The sequence below is a fragment of the Lysinibacillus parviboronicapiens genome (assembly GCF_003049575.1).
Lineage (GTDB): Bacteria > Bacillota > Bacilli > Bacillales_A > Planococcaceae > Lysinibacillus > Lysinibacillus parviboronicapiens.
Window position 1 is genome coordinate 1 of sequence record NZ_PYWI01000045.1, and the last position, 19,979, is coordinate 19,979.

Here is a 19,979-nt window from a genome sequence, read left to right on the forward strand (position 1 = left end):
CTACAGATCTTCAAATTGTAGACTTTGAACGCGGCGCAAAAGTAACGGGTAGCCGATTCTTATTCTATCGTGGACTTGGCGCTCGCTTGGAACGTGCATTAATGAGCTTTATGATGGATTTACATGCAGAAGAGCATGGTTATGAAGAAATGCTACCACCTGTCATTGTAAATCGTGATAGCTTAACAGGTACAGGGCAACTCCCTAAATTTGAAGAGGATGTCTTCAAATTAGATAACACAGATTATTTCATGATTCCAACAGCTGAAGTGCCAGTGACAAATTTCTACAGAGATGAGATTCTCCCTATTGAAGCTTTACCACAGGGCTTTGCAGCTTACAGTGCTTGCTTCCGTTCAGAAGCGGGCTCTGCAGGGCGTGATACTCGTGGTTTAATTCGTCAGCACCAATTTAACAAAGTGGAATTAGTGCGTTTTGTAAAACCAGAAGAATCTTATGAACAACTAGAGCTATTAACAGGTCATGCTGAGAAGGTATTGCAATTATTAGGCTTACCATATCGTAAATTAAAAATGTGTACTGCTGATTTAGGCTTCACAGCTGCGAAAAAATATGATTTAGAAGTATGGATTCCAGCACAAAATATGTACCGTGAAATCTCTTCTTGCTCAAACTTTGAGGATTTCCAAGCGCGTCGTGCAAATATTCGATTCCGTCGTGAATCAAATGCAAAACCAGAGTTTGTACACACATTAAACGGTTCAGGTCTGGCAATTGGTCGTACTGTAGCAGCGATTTTAGAAAACTATCAACAAGCTGACGGAAGCGTAGTAATGCCAGAAGTGTTAAGACCATATATGGGCGGAAAAGACATTATTGCCCCTAAATAATGTCAGTGGCAAGGAACAGCTCACACTCCAGTTTGAGAGCAGTGTAATAATCAAAGGAGTATAGATGGGCGAAAAGAAGTAATAACTTCACAAGTGATACAATAACTACTTTAGTGTGCTTATTTCGGAGTTACCTAAAGTAGTTTTTTGTGTTAATAATGTTCTTTTAAGATATTTTTTATTTGAATCAATTTAATAACATCGTCCAACAAGAAGCAATAGTTTGATTTAAACCTATATAATGCTTTTCTCATAACAAAAAACAGCCAGGAACTCTTTTAATCTATCACTTAGTTATAGCTACTTCAGAGTTTTTGGCTGTTTTTATTTATTCCGATTTTTGGCGTTCAATTTCTTTTCGTGCCTTTTTCTCAGCCTTTTTTCGTTCACGTAATGCACGGAAAAATTCTGTTAAAATTTGGCCGCATTCCTCAGCTAAAATACCTTCTGTCACTTCACACTCATGGTTAAAGCGAGCATCATTTAATAGGCGATAGAGGGAATCTACACAGCCCGCTTTCATATCTCTTGCACCATACACAACACGAGGTACGCGAGACTGTAAGATAGCGCCTGCACACATAGGGCAAGGTTCAAGTGTAACGTAAAGAGTTGTTTCTTCTAGACGCCAGCTACCTATTTTTTCACATGCCTCTTGAATCACCATTAATTCAGCATGAGTTGTCGCATTTTGAGTTGTTTCACGCAAATTATGGGCACGTGCAATAATTTCTCCATCGTATACAAGTACGGCTCCTATTGGTACTTCTCCAAGCATAGCCGCTTTTTTTGCTTCTTCTAAGGCACTTCGCATAAATGTGCGATCTGTTTCAAAAATATCCACTAGTATCTCTCCTTAAAAGTAAGTGTATCATGCGTTTAAATTTATTTTCAAATTGAATAAGAAATAACCTATTGTGGAATCCGTATTTTGAGTAGATTTCCATTTCTTTCTTTTAAAATTGACATTCCTTAAGTAACCATTTATATTTATATATGAACACATGCTCATATATAAATATTATTTTAGGGGGTATAGTATAAATGACTGAAGAAATTAAAAAGAACAATGCAGAAGTACAATTTGAGAAGGAACAACATTTAGACGAAGAGACATTATTTGTTGTGTCTCAAACGTTTAAAGCGTTAAGTGATCCTACGAGAATACGTATTTTAAACTTATTATGTACAGACGAACATGCGGTTAACGACATAGCTGAAATTTTAGACCTGAGCCAATCAACAGTGTCCCATCAACTACGCTTTTTAAAAAATTTACGATTAGTGAAATTTAGAAGAGAGGGCACTTCGTTATATTACTCAAAAGACGATGATCACATTATGAATTTATTGAAGCAAGCAATTGAACACGCTACGCACAACTAGATAATCTTTATTAGCAGAGGCGCAAATCATATTGACTAAGACGAAAATAAATAACGGAGGGATAGACATGGGGCATAATCACGACCATGGCCATGACCATACACATGGCGCAAATAAAAAAGTATTATTACTGTCATTTATAATTATAACGAGTTATATGGTTATTGAAGCGATAGGAGGCTATTTAACAAATAGTCTGGCACTCTTATCGGATGCTGGTCATATGTTGAGTGATTCCATCTCGTTAGCAATAGCACTCCTCGCTTTTATGTTTGGAGAAAAAGCAGCTAGCTATAGTAAAACATACGGTTATAAACGCTTCGAAATTTTGGCTGCAGTGTTAAATGGCGTTACATTGATTTTGATTGCTTTATTTATTTTCTATGAAGCAATTGAACGTTTTGCAAATCCACCTGAAGTAGCAACTACGGGCATGCTTATTATTAGCGTCATTGGTTTAGCAATTAATATATTAGTTGCATGGATTATGATGCGTGGCGGTGATACAGAGGACAATTTAAATATGCGTGGCGCCTTTTTACATGTACTAAGTGATATGCTTGGTTCTGTAGGAGCAATTATAGCTGCATTATTAATTATGTTTTTTGGTTGGGGTTGGGCTGATCCACTGGCAAGTGTAGTTGTCGCATTATTAGTACTAAGAAGCGGTTACTATGTAACAAAGGCTGCTATTCATGTTCTAATGGAAGGAACGCCTTCAAATGTTAATGTAGAGGAAATTATTCAAACAATTGAGCGAACTGGAGGTGTCCAAAGTATCCATGATTTACATATTTGGACAATTACGAGTGGAACAAATGCACTTTCTTGCCATGCTGTTGTGGATGCTCAGCTAAAAATCGCGGACAGTGAGCATATATTACGTGAAATTGAACATAATCTTGAGCATAAGGGAATAAAACATGTAACGATACAGTTGGAGACAGCAGCACATAAACATGATGATTCAATTTTATGTAAGATAAAAAATGAACAATCGGATCATCACCATTAATAAAGGACTTTTTGTACTAAATCTTTCTGCTTTACATACCCCTCTTGGGTATGGTATGATAATTATGAAATAGGAGGTGAATATGATGGAGGACACAGTGAAAGAAGATGCTTGTCATACAGAGGAAGGGGCGTCGTGTCGAAAAAGTCATCACCCTGAGCGTGTCAAAAAAGATTTGACTACTCGTTTAAATCGAGTCGAGGGTCAAATACGAGGCATTAAAGGCATGGTTGAAAAAGACGTTTACTGTGATGATATTATTACGCAATTATCTGCTACGCAGTCGGCTTTAAACAGTGTAGCGAAGATTTTATTAGAAGGTCATTTAAAAGGTTGTGTTGTAGATCGTCTGTCAGATGGTGATGAAGCAGTGTTAGATGAATTAATAGTGACCATTCAAAAATTAATGAAAAAATAAAAGATTTTATAGATGATTTAAACCATAATGTTTGAGAAATTAACAATTTTTCAACTAAAATATTACACCTATAAAAGGAGAGATTTTTTATGCAAAATGTAACATTAAATGTGCAAGGAATGTCATGTGGTCACTGTGTAAACTCAGTGGAAAAGGGTGTTGGAACTCTAGCTGGTGTAGAACAAGTAAAAGTAAACTTAGCAGAAGGTTTAGTAGATGTATCTTTCAATGAAACACAAGTAACGCTTGAACAAATCAAAGAAGCGATTGATGATCAAGGCTATGAGGTAAAGTAAAAAAGCGAGTGCTCAAGTAGCACTCTCTTATTTTCAATTTTATATACCCCCCGTTGGTATAGGAGAGAGGTGGAAAAGTACATGAGTTCTGAATTGAAAGAAGCCAATCTACAAATTACAGGTATGACGTGTGCAGCCTGTGCAACGCGTATAGAAAAAGGTTTGAATAAAATGGAGGGCGTTGAGCAAGCAACGGTTAATTTAGCGCTTGAAAAGTCATCTATTAAATATAATCCAACGAAGCTATCTGAGGGAGATTTTCAAAAGAAAATTGAAGCGCTTGGTTACGGCGTCGTAAAACAAAAAACAGAATTAGATATAACCGGTATGACATGTGCAGCTTGTGCAACACGTATAGAAAAAGGCATAAATAAGCTTGAAGGTGTATCATTTGCGAATGTTAACTTGGCACTTGAAAAAGCAACAGTTGAATTTAATCCATCTGAAGTTGCAGTTACAGATATTATTGCAAAAGTAGAGAAATTAGGATATGTTGCACACCAAAAAGCGGATGACCAAGAAACGGTAGATCATCGTGAAAAAGCCATTAAGCAACAGCAACACAAATTTATTTTATCGGCGATTCTATCGCTTCCATTACTTTGGACGATGGTAGGACATTTTTCATTTACTTCATTTTTATATGTTTCAGAATTGCTAATGAATCCATGGGTGCAGATGGTGCTAGCAACTCCAGTTCAATTTATGATAGGAAAACAATTTTATGTTGGTGCATATAAAGCATTACGTAATGGTAGTGCCAATATGGACGTACTTGTAGTGATGGGGACATCAGCAGCCTATTTTTACAGTGTTTATCAGGCTATTGTGACAGCAGGTTCACATCATGGGCCACATTTATATTTTGAAACAAGTGCAGTATTAATTACCTTAATTCTTTTAGGTAAATTATTTGAAGCAAAAGCCAAAGGTCGTTCATCTGAAGCTATTAAAAAATTAATGGGTCTTCAGGCAAAAACGGCAATTGTCGTGCGCGACGGAGTTGAAAAAGAAGTACCTTTAGAAGAAGTGGTAATTGGTGACATCATTTTAGTTAAACCAGGTGAAAAAATCCCAGTAGATGGTGAAGTATTAGAGGGGACAACAGCTGTGGATGAATCCATGTTAACCGGGGAAAGTTTACCTGTTGATAAAAAGCAAGGTGAACTACTATTCGGTTCAACAATTAATAAGAATGGTTTTATAAAAATGTTAGCCACAAAGGTTGGCCGTGACACAGCACTTGCACAAATTATTAAAGTTGTTGAAGATGCGCAGGGTTCAAAAGCACCAATTCAACGTTTAGCAGATCGAATTTCGGGCATATTTGTACCGATCGTTGTTGGTATTGCGATTGTAACGTTCCTCATTTGGATTATTTGGGTTCAACCAGGTGAAGTTACACCTGCACTTGAAGTATTAATTGCCGTACTGGTTATCGCTTGTCCATGTGCGCTTGGTTTAGCAACACCAACATCTATAATGGCAGGATCAGGTCGCGCAGCTGAATTTGGTATTTTATTTAAAGGTGGCGAGCATCTAGAGCAAACCCAAAGCATTGATACAGTAGTTGTCGATAAAACCGGTACAGTTACACATGGTAAACCGGTACTAACGGATGTTATGGTAGCAGCAAATCAAAACGAAGAACAATTCTTAGCGTTGATTGGTGCAGCAGAAAAACAATCTGAGCATCCACTGGCAGAAGCCATTGTACAGGGAATTGTAGATCGTGACATTGAGCTTGGAGATGTACAATTTTTTGAAGCAATTCCTGGCTATGGCGTTCAAGCGACTGTATCAGGTCAGGGAGTTATTATTGGGACACGTAAATTAATGAAACAATATGGCATCGATATAGAAGAAGTTCTCCCAGCAATGGAAGTATTAGAAGAGAACGGTAAAACAGCAATGTTAGCAGCCATTAATGGACACTATGCTGGTCTAGTAGCAGTTGCAGATACTGTTAAAGATACATCGAAAGAAGCTGTTCGTCGTTTACAAAACATGGGTATTACAGTCATGATGATGACGGGTGACAATGAACGTACAGCAAAAGCAATCGGTGCAGAAGTTGGAGTCGATGATGTTATTGCTGAGGTGCTACCTGAAGGTAAAGCAGAAGAGGTGAAAAAACTACAAGCTGCTGGTAAAAAGGTGGCGATGGTCGGTGATGGAATTAATGATGCGCCCGCACTTGCCACAGCCAATATTGGGATGGCAATTGGAACAGGTACAGATGTAGCTATGGAAGCAGCGGATATTACACTAATTCGAGGTGACTTAAACAGTATTGCTGATGCCATTATTATGAGTCGTAAGACAATGCGTAATATTAAACAAAACTTATTCTGGGCTTTTGCTTACAATACGCTAGGTATCCCAATTGCAGCAATTGGACTACTGGCACCATGGGTTGCTGGTGCAGCTATGGCTTTTAGTTCAGTATCAGTTGTCTTAAATGCTTTACGTTTACAGCGAGTAAAATTATAGTGATGAATCCGGCCCACTTCGGTGGGCTTTTTTACTGTCTATTGTAATTGGGGTATATGTTGATTCTGTTTTTCACTTTCTCACTATGATACAATGAAAGGCACTGATTAATTTTAACTTTATTCATAGCATGTAAAGGAGGAGCTTCTAGTGACGGTCCCATTTGTTACGGTAGAAGGTCCGATTGGTGTTGGTAAAACCTCTTTGTCAAAAGAGATTGCGGCGACATTTAATTACCATCTATTAAAAGAAATAGTAGACGAAAACCCCTTTTTAAATAAGTTTTATGAGGACATTGAGGAATGGAGCTTCCAGACGGAAATGTTTTTTCTATGTAATCGTTATAAGCAATTAACGGATATAAAAAAATTTCGTTTAGCAAATGATACCCCTGTTGTGGCAGACTATCATATCTTTAAAAATCTAATATTTGCTAAACGTACGTTACCACCTACTGAGTATGATAAATACGAAGAAATCTATCAAATTTTGACGAAGGACATGCCAGTCCCAAACGTGGTCGTTTATTTATATGCGAGTGTTGATACATTAATGAAACGAATTGCACAGCGTGGTCGTGATTTTGAAAAAATGATTTCACGTGAATATATGGAGCAGCTAGTGGCAGATTATCATTCTTTTATTGAGCATTTTGAGAAGAAGCATCCACAAATTCCTGTTATTCGCTTTAACGGTGATCAGCTAGACTTCGTGAAAAACCCTAGTGATTTACAATATATTCTAAAAATAATTAAGGATACGTTACAACAAAGGAGCTTGCAACAATGAATTTGAGAGAAAAATACGATATTCCACCACATACGGTTATCACAATCGCCGGTACCGTTGGCGTTGGAAAATCAACTATGACGAAGGCGCTAGCGGAGGCATTAAACTTCCGTACTTCTTTTGAAAAGGTGGATACAAATCCGTATTTAGATAAATTTTATGAGGACTTTGAAAAATGGAGCTTTCATCTTCAAGTGTACTTCCTCGCTGAACGTTTTAAGGAACAAAAACGTATTTTTGAATATGGTGGCGGTTTTATCCAAGATCGGTCAATCTATGAAGATACAGGGATTTTTGCAAAGATGCACTTCGATAAAGGAACGATGAATCCGACTGATTATGAGACGTATACAAATTTATTCGAAGCAATGGTGCTGACGCCATACTTCCCACACCCAGATTTACTTGTTTATTTAGAGGGACCTATTGATGATGTAATAGGACGTATACAAGAGCGTGGTCGTGAGATGGAGCAACAAACGCCAAATGATTATTGGATTGAGATGCATGAACGCTACGAAGGTTGGATTAATAATTTTAATTCATGCCCAGTGCTTCGATTAGATATTAATGATTATGATTTATTGAAAAATCCTGACGCAATTGAATCAATTGTGAGCCGCATCAGTCATATGCTAAAACAAACAAGTCATTTACGTAAATAAGAGTCTCTTAGAGTAGCAGGCACAAATAAGCCAGTTATGTAAAGTAGAATACGAATCTCTGATGGAGAACCAACAAAAATTTGCGTTCTGTGCGACAACGAAGTGGTAGCCATAAACAGATGATTTACGTAAAAATTGTGTAAAATAAGCTTGGCTTTCGGAGATAATAGCAAGAGTAAATGTTTTAAGAAAATAACATGATCAAAAGACGTGCGACAATAAAAAGCCTATTGTTCCACGTCTTTTGTAGTAGGAGGAATGATGATGAGAATAGCGGTATATTGCGGCTCTGGATTAGGCACTAACCCAATTTATGCAGAGAAGGCAACAGAGTTAGGATTTGTATTAGCAGAAAATGGACATGGTGTTGTATATGGAGGTTCAAAAACAGGATTAATGGGAAAAGTGGCAGATGCGGTACTAACAGCGGGTGGGGAAGTAATTGGTGTAATGCCGACTCATTTACAGAAGCGAGAAGTCGCTCATGCCTCTTTGACAGAAATACATTTCGTAGAGACCATGCATGTTCGTAAAGCAAAAATGGTAGAATTAGCAGATGCCTTTATAGCTTTGCCAGGTGGAGGTGGTACAATGGACGAATATTTTGAAGTGTTTACTTGGGCACAAATTGGGCTCCATGAAAAACCCGTTATTTTATATAATGTGAATGGCTTTTATGATGCAATTCTACAACATTTTTATAGAATGTTAGAGGAAGGATTTATCCGTACAGAGCAAAAGTCACTTATTCGGGTAGCAACGACACCACAAGAAGTATTGGCTATTATTGAATAGACATGGGCAAATATTGCTCATGTTTTTTTGTGCAAAAATAATTATTAAAGCTTATGATGTTTCCACGCTAAGTTAGATTATAATGAAAATTGCGAATGTACATAAAGGGAAATTTGTCAAAAAATGAATGATTGGGGTGGATACAATGCAAAAAATAGACGCACAAGTAACAGATGATTTAGTGGTTCAAGCAATTGAACGGAATGTGGCCATTATCCGCTTCGATATGAATGGGAAAGTTGCCTATGTGAACGAGATTTTTGCAAAAATAATGGGTTATACTGTGAATGAAATGATAGGAAAGAATCATAAGGAATTTCAAGGAAACGGTATTCGGCTTGAGGCTACATATATGCCTGTATTTGCGAATGATGCCAAAAAAGTAATTGGCGTATCGAAAATTGCAACCAATATTACAGAACGTCAAAATGCAATTATTAATGTAGCTGACAACTTAAAGCAAATGTCTACCCAACTCCATAGTCGTTCAGAGGCGGGCATAAAAATAGTGAGGGTTTGCTAGAAACAATACGCCAAGTTTCACAAGAATCTGAGGAATCTTGCCCAGTTGCAAAATCAGGCTGAATCCATTAAAGGTATAGTCAAAACTATTCAAGACAGTGCTTCTCAAACCAATTCCCTGGCATTAAATGCAGCAATTGAAGCGGCAAGAGCTGGCGAATATGGGCGAGGTTTTTCATGTTGTAGCTAAAGAGGTTAGAAAGCTTTCAGTAAGGGTTGAGCAATCTATCTCGGAAGTGAAGATAATGTTGAGGGTATCGTACGTGAAATTGGACAGGTCACAGAAAGTATTACACGCATAGCTGAAAAAGTTGAGAAAACAAATGCACAAATTAATGTGACTTCTAGTGACTTTGTTGAAATAGCTTCTGCCGCAGAAGCACTGGATGAACGCTCGGAACCAATTTACAGAATTAATATAAAAGAAGCATGTGGCAAAAATTAAGTGCCGCATGCTTCTTGTTATTTTTCCTCTTGCACATGTTTCATAAAGAATGATAAAACAAGCGCAATAATTGCCAGTACTAATGCAAATGTTAGAGCATGTTGTACACCTATAATTGAACCAGTAAAAGTATTGTCATCAGTTGTTCCATTTACTTTAACAAAATTGGCTGTACTAATTGACATAATTGTAATAGATACTGCTGTGCCGATTGCACCTGCAACTTGTTGTAAGGTATTCATAAACGCTGTACCATCAGGATACAAATGACGTGGTAGTTGATTTAAGCCATTTGTTTGAGCAGGCATACTTGCAAGTGAAATACCGATAAACATCAGGATATGAAAGACTACGATAAAGTAGACCGATGTATTTGCATCAATTGTTCGTAATGCAAACAGCGCCACAATCTCCAACAATAAACCAACTGGCACCATAACACGTGGACCAAAACGATCAAAAATATGACCTGAAGCGACAGCCATGAAGGCATTGATAACACCACCAGGAAGTAGTGAAAGTCCAGCAATCATTGGTGCAAGAAGTAAAATATTTTGCAGATAGATTGGAAGTAAAACCATCGTTGCTAAGATAGTCATATGCACAAGAATGACCATCAATAGGCCAATATTGTACATAGGGAAAGAAAAAACTTTTAAATTTAGCATAGGCTGGTCCATTTTAAATTGGCGCAAACAGAAAAGTATAATGCCGATAGCACCAATGCCAATAGCAACCATTACTTCAGCTGATATGAATGTGCCAAGCTTACCAGAAATACTGAATCCGTAGACTACTCCGCCAAAACCAATCGTTGAAAGAATGATTGACAATACATCAAATTTAACGGGATGTACGTCACTAACATTTTGCACAAATTTTAAGCCAAGTATAAACGAAATGAATAGAAATGGTAGACTCATTAAAAAGATATAATGCCATGAGAAATGTTCCATAACGAAGCCTGCAATTGTTGGGCCGATTGCTGGTGCAAAAATAATCACTAAGCCGATTTTCCCCATTGCCGCTCCACGCTGATTAATAGGATAAATCATTAGTACGACTTGCATCATAAGGGGCAAAATAATGGCCGCTCCTATAGCCTGAATAATCCGACCAGTGAGTAATACTGCAAATGTTGGCGAAATGGCCGAAACGCCAGTACCAATAATTGAAAATAGCAATGAAACAATAAATAAATGCCTCGTTGTGAAACGTTGCATAAGAAATCCTGATAAAGGTACCAATATACCTAGCGTTAATAAATATCCAGTTGTTAACCACTGAATAGTTGAAGCATCGGTGTTAAAATCTACAATTAGCTGTGCAAAGGCCATATTAAGAGCTGTTTCATTAAATAAACCAATGAAAGCAGCGACTAGAAAAGCAGCGATAATTTGATTACGTTGTTCATATAACTTTTGACTATCCATATAACCCTCTTTTTCTTTAGTTTTCATTTACTCCTAACAGTAACATATACAAATGATTTATTTCCATCTGTTTCCGCCATATTGTATGAATCTAAATATAGAAGAGGATAAAATACACTAGTAAATGTGGTCATGTATTATTTACAATATTTGTGTAAGACTTTTATAAATTCATAATAGGGGTGTTATGTATGACAAAAGTGGAAGCAAGTTTTAAGCATTTACCGACAACAGCGATTTCTGATGCAACAGGAGGGCATACGAATCTACGTAGTGATATTAAACCATTAGCAGATCATTTTAAAATTGCCGGACGTGCTATTACTGTTCGATTACCCGATGGCGAAAATGGTGCCGTACTAGAAGCCATTCGAGCTGCGAACAAGGGTGATATTTTAGTGATCGATGCAAAGGGAAATAGGAATCGCGCAGTGGCAGGCGATTTTGTTATTTCGCTAGCGAAAGGTATTGGTGTACAAGGCTTTGTAGTGGATGGTGTCATTCGTGATATTGCAGCTATTCGGGAGCTAGATTTCCCTGTATTTTCACTTGGAACAACAGTAGCAGCGGGCAATAAAAATGGTGGCGGTCAAGTAAATGTACCCATTGCTATAGGTGGCGTAACTGTTCAACCGGGTGATTATATTATTGGAGATGTTGATGGTGTCCTTGTAGTACCACAGGAAGATGCGGAGCATATCGTTGTCGCTGCAGAGGCAAAAGTTGAAAAGGACGAAGTGCGAGCTCAAGAAGCGCATTCAAAAGGTAAAGAGTCCATCCTAGCATATTTAGATAAAGTGTTAGCCAAATAAAAAAATCCTCACGATGCACATCTACATCGTGAGGATTTTCTTATTTAGCTTATGCTAAATTCTCATTTTCTTTAAAGTAATTTTTCATTTTTTCTTTATCAAAACGGCCTTCCCATTTCGCCATTACTAATGATGCTAGTGAGTTACCGATTACGTTTACAACTGTACGTCCCATATCAAGAATACGGTCGATACCAGCAATAAATGCTAAGCCTTCAAGCGGAATGCCGACAGTACCTAAAGTTGCTAGAAGTACAACGAATGATACGCCTGGTACACCTGCAATCCCTTTAGATGTAACCATTAATACTAGCATTAATGTAATTTGCTCACCAATGCTTAAGTGTATTCCATACATTTGTGCAATGAATAACGCCGCAATTGCTTGGTACAGTGTTGATCCATCTAAGTTAAAGGAATAACCTGTTGGAATAACAAAAGATACGATGTCTTTCGGTGCACCTAATTTCTCCATTTTCATCATAATTCGTGGCAATACAGCCTCCGAACTCGCTGTGGAGAATGCTAAAATTAACTCATCTTTTAATACCTTGATTAAATAGAAAATACTGATACCTGCAATCTTTGCTACAATGCCAAGAACGACAAAAATGAAAAATAGCATCGTTCCATAAACAAGTATAGCGAGCTTAGCAAGTGGTACTAGGGAAGCAAATCCATATTTGGAAACGGTTACACCAATTAAACCAAATACCCCAATTGGCGCGAATTTCATAACAAGGTTTGTTACCCAGAACATAGCGTCCGCTACACCCTGGAAGAAGCCTAACACTGGTTTACCTCGATCCCCAATGGCAGCAACACCTAGACCAAAGATGACAGAGAAGAAGATAATGGCAAGCATATCGCCTTCAGCCATAGATTGGATAATATTTGTTGGTACAATACCTACAATAATATCGAAAGGTCCTTCATGTTGTACTTCCTCAGTTGTCGAAACGTATTTCGAGATATCCCCTTGAGAAAGTTCGTTCATATTCACACCAGCACCTGGTTGGAATAGATTTGCTGAAAGTAGTCCTACAACAATTGCGACTGTTGTAATGACTTCAAAGTAAATAAGTGATTTCCCACCTAATCGTCCAAGCTGTTTCATGTCGCTTGTTCCAGCAACACCTACGATTAATGTCGAAATGATAATCGGAACAACTATCATCTTAATTAGATGTAGAAAGATATCTCCTAGTGGTTGTAGATATTTTTCAATATTGGGGTTTCCGTAAAAAATACCACCAACAATGATTCCTAAAGTCAAACCGATTAGAATTTGAGTGGCTAAACTGATCTTAAATTTCTTTTTCAAAATCTCCGTTCCTCCTAATATTAAAATTTTTAGGACACGCCTTACTTTAATAATACGGAGGACTTATGAAATCCGACAAAATCCGATAAATTTAATTTATTTTTGTTAAGATGTCTGAATATAACACTTGAATAAACTTCTTTATATTCACCTTTGCCTTCCGATTTCCGTGATCTTCAATTTGCTTCATAAGCTGACGAATCTCTTTAAAATCAAAGTATCGTGGTGCATAGTATTCGAATTCCGAGTTTGTGTAATCAACAACACCTAAATTGGCCAAGTTTATCATCGCTGCTAAAATCGTACGACGAACCCGCTGTTCTATAGCTTTACTTTCCTTCAATATATCATCAGGAGTTGTTTTGGTGACAGCTGCAATTTCCTCATATAGTTCCTTTAAAGGAGGTAGGGGTGCAATCTTGTGCTGATGTGCTAACAGCGTCTCAATAATGGCAATTATATCTTCACTGCCAATTTCTCCGACAATACCCATATCATTTAAAATGGATTGAATATGATCACGGGATGTCGCTTTATGATTTTTTTGTTCACTTATTTCAATATTAGTAAGTGACTGCCGTATCACCAACAGTGAGTTTTTTAGCCGAAATTGCTCTGTTGTTTTACGTAAAACGTTTTCGACTTCAATTCGGTTAATGGGCTTATGAATGAAGAAATCAATACCTTGCTCATACGCTTCACCGACCATTTCCTTATTCACTACCTGAGAAATCATGATAAATTGTCCCTCAAAGCGATTTTGAATGAGATGTTCTACTGTTGCAATACCATCTAACTTTGGCATAAGTAAATCAATTAACACAAACTCAGGCTGCGTCATTAATATCTGCGGTATGGCATCTTCACCATTGCGCGCTTCCCCAATGACGGTACCTAAACTACTATCTTCAATAATTTGTTTTAGCATGACCCGACTTGCACGGTCATCATCTACAATAAAATACCTCATTTAAGTCTCTCCCGTTTGAATAGTTTGCGTAGGAATAATAATTTTAAACATTGTTTTTTGGTTATGTGATTCTACAGTAATTGTACCGTTTAATTTTGCTATTAGTGTGGCTACATGTGAGAGCCCAATACCAGTTGCTGCCACACCTTCAACATTATATTTAGTCGTATAGCCAGGCTCAAAAATAATAGAGAGCTCACTTTGTGAAATACCTTTACCGTTATCACATACGGTTATTACAGTATCATCCTCTTGCTGTTGAATAGCAATAGAAATAACGCCATGTTCTTCAATTGCTTCTATAGCATTAGCTGTTAAATTATTTAATAGAGCGAGCAATGCAATATGCTCCTCCGTTTGAAAATCTATATCAAAATTGATTTTAAATAGTATGTCTTTACCAAGCAACTCACTATATTTACGATTACCGTCCTCTATATAATGTAATAATTCTGACAATCGGATGGAGCCGTAACTCTTCTCACCGACAATTTTTGAAATACCTGCATAAATGCGTTGTGAATCTTTTTTTACCTCGTGAATTTCCTGGGCAATATGAAGAGCTTGTAAACTTTCCGCACGATAGCCCTGATTTTTTAATTGTCGGTATAAATCAAAACCACTAGCTGTAATCGCTTCAATATGATTCATTGATTTTTTTAGATATAAAGTTTCGACATATAAATCAGAGCCAACATTCAGCATTTCTTGTACACGTTTCTTTTGCTCAGCGATTAAAATGGAGCTATAGATTCCAACCACAAAAAAGCTTCGAAGCAGGGCAACGGCTAACAGTATGAGAAAGTCGTGTATAAAAACAAAGTTATACGATTGTACAAGAAAACGTGCTAGCTGTTCACCTAGGTTACTAATGACCTCGCTAAAGGCTACAAGGAGCCCAAGCTTTAACGGTTTTTCACGAAATTGATGAATATTTAATTGATGTAGGCATATAGCAAACAATAAGTAAAATATAGCTGCAGGCACATGAGTAAAAATACTATCAATTAATGAAATATCTTGCGTGCTGTAATTAATTGTGACTCGAAAGATTGTAGTCACTATACTTGTCATCACACCTGCTAAGATAATGGGTGTAGGTTTAAGTAGAGTACATAAAAAGAAGATGATACTCCCTAATCCAAAGCGAAAAGTTGTATCGTAGAACGGCAAAATTTTTATTTCACTACCGACGGCAGTAAATAAAGCAATCATAAAAACCCATGTGAGAGTACCACGAGACATAAGAATTTTCGTATACATTTTCAAGCTTCCTCTCTAATTTATATTAACGAGCGAATATCTAATAAAAAAATACCACAACCATAAGTGGAAGTGGCATCTAGAAGTATAAGTGTAATTTTTAGGCAAAAAAAAACGGCTACATCATGTAGTCGGATTTTAAAAACTGGAGGAGGTAGAGGGATTCGAACCCCCGCGCGGTGTTACCCGCCTGTCGGTTTTCAAGACCGATCCCTTCAGCCAGACTTGGGTATACCTCCAAAATATATTGTTGCAATGTCTTATCGACAAGAACTAATTTATCATATATTGATTTCCATGTCAATCTTTTTCTAAAACTTTTTTAGGTTTTTAAAAAAATAATTTTTTTATGTTGAGGAGAAATATTTAAAATATAAATAATTAGTGCAATTCGTTGCAATTTATGAAGACTGAAAGTATACTAGTTATTGCCGTGCTAGGTGGGAAGGTAGCGGTGTCCTGTAACTCGCAATCCGCTCTAGCGAGACTGAATTCCTTTATTGAGGCTGTCCGTATTGTTTGGTCTGCCTTTTGCACGTAGTGTTGACGATTGGGTCCTGCGCAATGGATACCCATGAACTATGTCAGGTCCGGAAGGAAGCAGCATTAAGTGGTATTATTCATGTGCCGCGGGGTTGCCTAATCTGAGCTAACGACAAGAGTAACGCTTATGTGCGGCTGTCGAAGAAAGGTGCACGGCATTAATTGCCAATTCAAACGCATTCGTCTATTGTAGGCGGATGCGTTTTTTCTATGTAAAAAGTGATGACACGGTTTTATTAATAAAGCAGCCAATGCTATAATAGAGCTATCATATTTAAAAAGAAGAGGAGAGGAATTCATTGACGTATCAAGCATTTTATCGTGTGTATAGACCACAATCATTCCGTGAGATGTCAGGTCAAGCGCATGTCAAAAGAACGCTACAAAATGCTCTCCTAGCGAATAAAACGACGCATGCGTATCTGTTTTCTGGTCCACGTGGTACTGGGAAAACGAGTACGGCTAAAATTTTTGCGAAGGCATTAAACTGTGAGCGTGCACCGTCAAATGAGCCCTGTAATGAGTGTGCAACTTGTTTAAGCATTACAGATGGTTCTCATCCAGATGTAATAGAATTTGATGCTGCATCCAATTCGCGCGTTGAAGAAATACGTGACATTATTGAAAAAGTTCGTTTTGCTCCTGCGAGTAGCAGGTTTAAAGTGTATATCATTGACGAAGTGCATATGCTTTCGACGAGTGCCTTCAATGCCCTTTTAAAAACATTAGAAGAACCACCGTCACACGCTGTATTTATTTTAGCTACGACAGAGCCGCATAAATTGCCAGCGACGATTATTTCTCGTTGTCAACGCTTTGACTTTAAACGGCTTTCAACCAACGATATTATTGAACGGATGAAGGTTGTATTAGAAGACATTGAGTTACCATATGAGGAACAGGGTTTAAAGGTTATAGCGCAATCTGCAGCAGGTGGTATGCGAGATGCCCTAAGTTTATTAGACCAAGTCGTTTCCTTCAGTGGTGAGCTTTTAAAACTGGAAGATGCGCTACTTGTTACGGGGTCAATCAGCCAAGAAGTTTTTTATGATTTAGCAGATGCTTTAAAGGTAAAAGATGTGGCACAAATGCTTCTATTATTAGAACAACTTATTGCCGATGGGAAGGACCCGCTTCGTCTATCAGAGGATTTAATTACATTCTTCCGCGACTTATTGCTATTACAAACGAGTGATGGATTAGCAGAATTATTAGAGCTAGTATCGCCGGAGGAGCGTGTGTTTGCTTTGGCACATGATTTTGCGCCTGATATGCTTTACGGTTATATTGACATCTTAGCGAAAACACAGCAAGAAATGCGGTTCTCGCATCATACAAAAATTTATTTAGAAACAGCTTTGCTAAAAATGACGCAATTTTCAGGTGGAGTAGTTCATCAGGTGAGCGCTACGGGAGAAACAACGGTGAGTCCTGAGCTTGCGCAAAAAATAGTGGCACTTGAACAATTGGTTCAGCAATTATCGGCCCAATTGGAAAATGGTATGCCGGCGCAAACGCCGCAGGCTGCTAAAGAGCAACGACCGCGTGTGAAAAATCCAAATGGCTACAAGGCACCTACTGGACGTATTCAAGAAATATTAAAGGACGCTACAAAGCAGGATGTGCAACGTATTAAGGCTGTATGGGCGCAAGCATTGAACCAAATGCAAAAATCTCAATCGGCTCTATTAGCAGAAGCTGAACCTGTTGCCGCATCTTCGAGTGCTTTTGTGTTAAAATTCAAGTATGATATTCATTGTCAAATGGTTGCTGATAATCATGCGTTAAAAGCACACTTCACACAATTAATTGCAGGGCAAACTGGCACCATGTATGAAATGCTTTGTACGCCTGAAGAAACTTGGTTAAAGTTGCGTGAAGAGTTCATTCGTGATCATGGTATGCACCAAAAGCAAGCCCAGCCAGCAAATGATCAGGATGTAGAGTTATTAGAACCACCACCGGCAGAGATGCCAGAAGAACCCTTTATCGATGATTCACAACCACTTGCATCACAGGATCCACTTGTGACGGAAGCGGAAAAGCTGTTCGGTAAAGATTTTGTTGAAATAATTGAAGACTAATACTTAGGAGGAATATGTTTATGCGTGGAATGGGAAATATGCAAGGTATGATGAAAAAGATGCAAAAGATGCAAAAAGAAATGATGGAAGCTCAAGAGGCTTTAAATGCTGAGCAATTTGAAGGTACTGCTGGTGGCGGTATGGTTAAAGTAGCTGTAACAGGTCAACGTGAAGTAGTTGAAGTGAATCTTGATGCCTCGGTAGTAGATCCAGACGACATCGAAATGCTACAGGATTTAATCGTTGTTGCAACAAATGAAGCACTTAAAAAAGTAGATGAAAAAACAAATGCAACAATGGGCAAATTCACACAAGGCATGAACCTTCCGTTCTAGGAGGTAAAAACATGTACTACCCAGAACCCATATCTAAACTAATCGATAGTTTTATGAAATTGCCAGGGATCGGGCCGAAAACCGCGGCTCGACTGGCGTTTTTTGTGTTAACAATGAAGGAAGAAGACGTACTTGCCTTCTCGAAGGCTTTAATTGATGCAAAGCGTAATTTAAGCTACTGTTCTGTCTGTGGCAATATTACCGATGTAGATCCATGCCATATTTGTACAGACAAACAACGGGATGCTTCTGTTATTTGTGTTGTACAAGATACAAAAGATGTTATTGCGATGGAAAAAATGCGTGATTACAACGGTATGTATCATGTACTGCAAGGAGCCATTTCGCCGATGGATGGGATTGGCCCAGAGGATATCAATGTAGCTTCACTTTTAGTACGCTTGCAAGATGAAACGGTACAAGAGCTGATTTTAGCAACGAACTCTACTATTGAAGGCGAAGCGACAGCTATGTATATATCACGTCTAGTGAAACCATCTGGCATCCGTACAACACGTATTGCACATGGACTACCTGTGGGTGGAGATTTAGAATATGCTGATGAAGTAACTTTATCGAAGGCAATGGAAGGCCGTCGAGAGTTATGAGTGAGGGATTGAGATGTTCTTCCGCAATAAAGGAAAGCTAAAAAAGGAATTTGATGAAAAGCTTATAGATCTTATTAAAGAAACGAAAGAAGATTTACAACAAACGAAAATAATTGAAGAACTATTAGATGATTATGATCTAGAAATAATTGCACAACGAAAAGCAGCGGAGAGTATTCATTATTATCTGTTCAAAGAAGCGAGAATTCGACGAGTGTTAATTAAAAAATAGTTGTTAGAGTTATAGAAGCGATACAGAAATCATACACTTACATAATTATTATCGAAGGGGGCAAGTTTATGCCGTGGACTGTAATAGTGAGTATTAGTGTACCTGTAGTGCTTCTATTTCTTTATATAGTAGGAAAGCACATTAAGTTAGGAAAAGTATTAGAAGGTTTATCGGTTTTTTGGTTTCGATTCGCTTTTGCCTTTTTACTCCTATTCATTATTCATTTAGCTGTTGGCTATAGTGGCTACAATGTACCAATCAATCTATTTTCAGTTACTACAATTGCGGTGTTAGGCATTCCTGGGGTGCTAGGAATAACTTTTTTAATCTATTTTTTATAAATGGCTTGCAAACTGAAAATATTGTGGTATAGTAATAAGAGTCGTTAAGATAACTGTTGAAAACAACTTCATAAAACAATTTTTATTTCAAAAAAGTTGTTGACATCGAGAAGTGCGATGTGATATGATATAAAAGTTGCTGAAACAAAGCGGCGATAACATGAACCTTGAAAACTGAACAAGCAAAACGTAATCAATAACGTTTTTAGTAACTAACTTCGGTTAGTGAACAAAACAAAATTTTGGACATCAAAATTGATGCCAGCAAAACAATTTGAGCTAATCAAATTTCTTTTATGGAGAGTTTGATCCTGGCTCAGGACGAACGCTGGCGGCGTGCCTAATACATGCAAGTCGAG

Annotated in this window: 21 protein-coding genes, 1 tRNA gene, 1 rRNA gene, 1 other RNA gene and 1 pseudogene; 19 read left to right on the forward strand and 6 right to left on the reverse strand. The window is 37.7% G+C overall.

Features of this window, described 5'->3' with window-relative positions; genetic code table 11:
- Positions 1 to 851 (forward strand): serine--tRNA ligase (gene serS, locus C9J35_RS21470; RefSeq protein WP_107926796.1); only part of this gene is annotated, 851 nt, incomplete at its 5' end.
- A 328-nt stretch (positions 852 to 1,179) separates the two neighbouring features.
- On the opposite strand, the gene tadA is transcribed toward serS, so the two are convergent.
- Positions 1,180 to 1,695 (reverse strand): tRNA adenosine(34) deaminase TadA, encoded by a 516-nt coding sequence (gene tadA / locus C9J35_RS21475; protein ID WP_201262101.1) that lies wholly within the window; start codon positions 1,693 to 1,695, stop codon positions 1,180 to 1,182.
- Positions 1,696 to 1,895: 200 nt separating this feature from the next.
- Between tadA and C9J35_RS21480 the strand changes: the two genes are divergently transcribed.
- The 10 genes and pseudogenes from C9J35_RS21480 to C9J35_RS24405 form a co-directional block, all read left to right on the forward strand.
- Complete coding sequence (locus C9J35_RS21480) at positions 1,896 to 2,237, forward strand: ArsR/SmtB family transcription factor (protein ID WP_107926798.1); 342 nt, start codon at positions 1,896 to 1,898, stop codon at positions 2,235 to 2,237.
- A 67-nt stretch (positions 2,238 to 2,304) separates the two neighbouring features.
- Positions 2,305 to 3,252 carry a cation diffusion facilitator family transporter gene (locus tag C9J35_RS21485; protein ID WP_107926800.1) on the forward strand — a complete coding sequence of 316 codons (948 nt, stop codon included), beginning with the start codon at positions 2,305 to 2,307 and terminating at the stop codon, positions 3,250 to 3,252.
- An 85-nt stretch (positions 3,253 to 3,337) separates the two neighbouring features.
- Entirely contained in the window at positions 3,338 to 3,670 is a 333-nt protein-coding gene (locus C9J35_RS21490; protein ID WP_107926802.1) for a metal-sensitive transcriptional regulator, read from the forward strand.
- Positions 3,671 to 3,759: 89 nt separating this feature from the next.
- Positions 3,760 to 3,966: a copper chaperone CopZ gene (gene copZ, locus C9J35_RS21495; RefSeq protein ID WP_054768650.1), complete on the forward strand. Its 207-nt coding sequence runs from the start codon at positions 3,760 to 3,762 to the stop codon at positions 3,964 to 3,966.
- An 81-nt stretch (positions 3,967 to 4,047) separates the two neighbouring features.
- The gene (locus tag C9J35_RS21500) at positions 4,048 to 6,459 is read left to right on the forward strand and encodes a heavy metal translocating P-type ATPase (protein ID WP_107926804.1); all 2,412 of its coding nucleotides are present in this window, start codon (positions 4,048 to 4,050) and stop codon (positions 6,457 to 6,459) included.
- A gap of 150 nt (positions 6,460 to 6,609) precedes the next feature.
- Entirely contained in the window at positions 6,610 to 7,248 is a 639-nt protein-coding gene (locus C9J35_RS21505; protein WP_107926806.1) for a deoxynucleoside kinase, read from the forward strand.
- Entirely contained in the window at positions 7,245 to 7,913 is a 669-nt protein-coding gene (locus C9J35_RS21510; RefSeq protein WP_054768649.1) for a deoxynucleoside kinase, read from the forward strand. Before C9J35_RS21505 ends, C9J35_RS21510 begins: the two co-directional genes overlap by 4 nt.
- Positions 7,914 to 8,177: 264 nt before the next feature.
- Positions 8,178 to 8,708 (forward strand): LOG family protein, encoded by a 531-nt coding sequence (locus C9J35_RS21515; protein WP_107926808.1) that lies wholly within the window; start codon positions 8,178 to 8,180, stop codon positions 8,706 to 8,708.
- A 145-nt stretch (positions 8,709 to 8,853) separates the two neighbouring features.
- Positions 8,854 to 9,231 carry a PAS domain S-box protein gene (locus tag C9J35_RS23810; RefSeq protein ID WP_167396035.1) on the forward strand — a complete coding sequence of 126 codons (378 nt, stop codon included), beginning with the start codon at positions 8,854 to 8,856 and terminating at the stop codon, positions 9,229 to 9,231.
- Positions 9,232 to 9,258: 27 nt separating this feature from the next.
- Positions 9,259 to 9,443, forward strand: a pseudogene (locus C9J35_RS24405) (methyl-accepting chemotaxis protein); the annotation flags it as partial.
- A gap of 249 nt (positions 9,444 to 9,692) precedes the next feature.
- Here C9J35_RS24405 and C9J35_RS21525 read toward each other — a convergent pair.
- Positions 9,693 to 11,108, reverse strand: coding sequence for a DHA2 family efflux MFS transporter permease subunit (locus tag C9J35_RS21525; RefSeq protein WP_107926829.1), 1,416 nt, complete (start codon positions 11,106 to 11,108; stop codon positions 9,693 to 9,695).
- Positions 11,109 to 11,299: 191 nt separating this feature from the next.
- Here C9J35_RS21525 and C9J35_RS21530 point away from each other — a divergent pair, with 191 nt between their 5' ends.
- Positions 11,300 to 11,920 (forward strand): RraA family protein, encoded by a 621-nt coding sequence (locus C9J35_RS21530; RefSeq protein ID WP_054768648.1) that lies wholly within the window; start codon positions 11,300 to 11,302, stop codon positions 11,918 to 11,920.
- A gap of 49 nt (positions 11,921 to 11,969) precedes the next feature.
- Here the strand turns inward: C9J35_RS21530 and C9J35_RS21535 are convergent, their stop codons facing one another.
- The 4 genes from C9J35_RS21535 to C9J35_RS21550 form a co-directional block, all read right to left on the reverse strand.
- Positions 11,970 to 13,244 (reverse strand): cation:dicarboxylate symporter family transporter, encoded by a 1,275-nt coding sequence (locus C9J35_RS21535; RefSeq protein WP_107926810.1) that lies wholly within the window; start codon positions 13,242 to 13,244, stop codon positions 11,970 to 11,972.
- Between the two features lie 91 nt (positions 13,245 to 13,335).
- Complete coding sequence (locus C9J35_RS21540) at positions 13,336 to 14,214, reverse strand: response regulator (RefSeq protein WP_107926812.1); 879 nt, start codon at positions 14,212 to 14,214, stop codon at positions 13,336 to 13,338.
- Complete coding sequence (locus C9J35_RS21545) at positions 14,215 to 15,477, reverse strand: ATP-binding protein (protein WP_107926814.1); 1,263 nt, start codon at positions 15,475 to 15,477, stop codon at positions 14,215 to 14,217.
- 146 nt (positions 15,478 to 15,623) lie between these two features.
- Positions 15,624 to 15,716 (reverse strand) — tRNA-Ser (locus C9J35_RS21550).
- A gap of 192 nt (positions 15,717 to 15,908) precedes the next feature.
- Between C9J35_RS21550 and ffs the strand changes: the two genes are divergently transcribed.
- The 7 genes from ffs to C9J35_RS21585 form a co-directional block, all read left to right on the forward strand.
- An RNA gene (ffs, locus tag C9J35_RS21555) (signal recognition particle sRNA large type) lies at positions 15,909 to 16,176 on the forward strand.
- A 143-nt stretch (positions 16,177 to 16,319) separates the two neighbouring features.
- Complete coding sequence (dnaX, locus tag C9J35_RS21560; protein WP_107926816.1) at positions 16,320 to 18,104, forward strand: DNA polymerase III subunit gamma/tau; 1,785 nt, start codon at positions 16,320 to 16,322, stop codon at positions 18,102 to 18,104.
- Between the two features lie 20 nt (positions 18,105 to 18,124).
- Positions 18,125 to 18,439 carry a YbaB/EbfC family nucleoid-associated protein gene (locus C9J35_RS21565; protein ID WP_107926818.1) on the forward strand — a complete coding sequence of 105 codons (315 nt, stop codon included), beginning with the start codon at positions 18,125 to 18,127 and terminating at the stop codon, positions 18,437 to 18,439.
- An 11-nt stretch (positions 18,440 to 18,450) separates the two neighbouring features.
- The gene (recR, locus tag C9J35_RS21570) at positions 18,451 to 19,047 is read left to right on the forward strand and encodes a recombination mediator RecR (protein WP_107926820.1); all 597 of its coding nucleotides are present in this window, start codon (positions 18,451 to 18,453) and stop codon (positions 19,045 to 19,047) included.
- Positions 19,048 to 19,060: 13 nt separating this feature from the next.
- The gene (locus C9J35_RS21575; protein WP_107926823.1) at positions 19,061 to 19,279 is read left to right on the forward strand and encodes a YaaL family protein; all 219 of its coding nucleotides are present in this window, start codon (positions 19,061 to 19,063) and stop codon (positions 19,277 to 19,279) included.
- Between the two features lie 68 nt (positions 19,280 to 19,347).
- Complete coding sequence (locus tag C9J35_RS21580; protein ID WP_107926825.1) at positions 19,348 to 19,620, forward strand: pro-sigmaK processing inhibitor BofA family protein; 273 nt, start codon at positions 19,348 to 19,350, stop codon at positions 19,618 to 19,620.
- 293 nt (positions 19,621 to 19,913) lie between these two features.
- Positions 19,914 to 19,979, forward strand: a 16S ribosomal RNA gene (locus C9J35_RS21585); the annotation flags it as partial.

Bases quoted from the DNA above. Each gene is read 5' to 3' on its own strand.
- C9J35_RS21575 (WP_107926823.1), top strand. From the start codon at position 19,061: ATGTTCTTCCGCAATAAAGGAAAGCTAAAAAAGGAATTTGATGAAAAG.
- C9J35_RS21540 (WP_107926812.1), bottom strand. From the start codon at position 14,214: ATGAGGTATTTTATTGTAGATGATGACCGTGCAAGTCGGGTCATGCTA.
- C9J35_RS21525 (WP_107926829.1), bottom strand. From the start codon at position 11,108: ATGGATAGTCAAAAGTTATATGAACAACGTAATCAAATTATCGCTGCT.
- C9J35_RS21500 (WP_107926804.1), top strand. From the start codon at position 4,048: ATGAGTTCTGAATTGAAAGAAGCCAATCTACAAATTACAGGTATGACG.
- C9J35_RS21565 (WP_107926818.1), top strand. From the start codon at position 18,125: ATGCGTGGAATGGGAAATATGCAAGGTATGATGAAAAAGATGCAAAAG.
- C9J35_RS21580 (WP_107926825.1), top strand. From the start codon at position 19,348: ATGCCGTGGACTGTAATAGTGAGTATTAGTGTACCTGTAGTGCTTCTA.
- C9J35_RS21485 (WP_107926800.1), top strand. From the start codon at position 2,305: ATGGGGCATAATCACGACCATGGCCATGACCATACACATGGCGCAAAT.
- C9J35_RS21490 (WP_107926802.1), top strand. From the start codon at position 3,338: ATGGAGGACACAGTGAAAGAAGATGCTTGTCATACAGAGGAAGGGGCG.
- copZ (WP_054768650.1), top strand. From the start codon at position 3,760: ATGCAAAATGTAACATTAAATGTGCAAGGAATGTCATGTGGTCACTGT.
- C9J35_RS23810 (WP_167396035.1), top strand. From the start codon at position 8,854: ATGCAAAAAATAGACGCACAAGTAACAGATGATTTAGTGGTTCAAGCA.
- C9J35_RS21515 (WP_107926808.1), top strand. From the start codon at position 8,178: ATGAGAATAGCGGTATATTGCGGCTCTGGATTAGGCACTAACCCAATT.
- recR (WP_107926820.1), top strand. From the start codon at position 18,451: ATGTACTACCCAGAACCCATATCTAAACTAATCGATAGTTTTATGAAA.
- C9J35_RS21510 (WP_054768649.1), top strand. From the start codon at position 7,245: ATGAATTTGAGAGAAAAATACGATATTCCACCACATACGGTTATCACA.
- C9J35_RS21530 (WP_054768648.1), top strand. From the start codon at position 11,300: ATGACAAAAGTGGAAGCAAGTTTTAAGCATTTACCGACAACAGCGATT.
- C9J35_RS21480 (WP_107926798.1), top strand. From the start codon at position 1,896: ATGACTGAAGAAATTAAAAAGAACAATGCAGAAGTACAATTTGAGAAG.
- C9J35_RS21545 (WP_107926814.1), bottom strand. From the start codon at position 15,477: ATGTATACGAAAATTCTTATGTCTCGTGGTACTCTCACATGGGTTTTT.